This window comes from Acinetobacter sp. NIOH-H-8 (assembly GCF_046635365.1).
Classification (GTDB): Bacteria; Pseudomonadota; Gammaproteobacteria; order Pseudomonadales; family Moraxellaceae; genus Acinetobacter.
Genome location: NZ_JBHDVN010000313.1, coordinates 1 through 402, shown reverse-complemented (window position 1 = coordinate 402; position 402 = coordinate 1). Strand labels below are relative to the sequence as shown.

At 58.5% G+C, this 402-nt stretch carries 1 protein-coding gene; it reads right to left on the bottom strand.

The features are described from left to right. Positions 1–402 (bottom strand): chemotaxis protein CheW (locus ACEWB7_RS18405; RefSeq protein ID WP_411581150.1); only part of this gene is annotated, 402 nt, incomplete at both ends.

Here is a 402-nt window from a genome sequence, read left to right as displayed (position 1 = left end):
CCACACGTTGTTCACGATTTAATCCCTGAAGTGCCGATACATCGACGATCAGCGCGACGCTACCATCACCCAGGATGGTGGCAGCAGAGATCCCCGGCACTTTGCGGTAGTTGCTTTCCAGGTTCTTAACCACCACCTGATGCTGACCAATCAGCTGATCAACCAGCAGCGCGTAGCGGCGTCCGGCGCTTTGCAGGATCACAACGATACCCTGCGTGGCCTCGGTTTTTGCCCCGTCCACTTCGAACACTTTCCACAGTTCCACCAGCGGCAGATACTCGCCGCGTACTTCGAGCACGCGCTCCCCGCCCGCCAGCGGATGCAGATCTTCTTCACGCGGCTGGAGGGACTCCATCACCGCGTTCAGCGGCAGAATAAAGACTTCGTCCGCCACTTTAACGG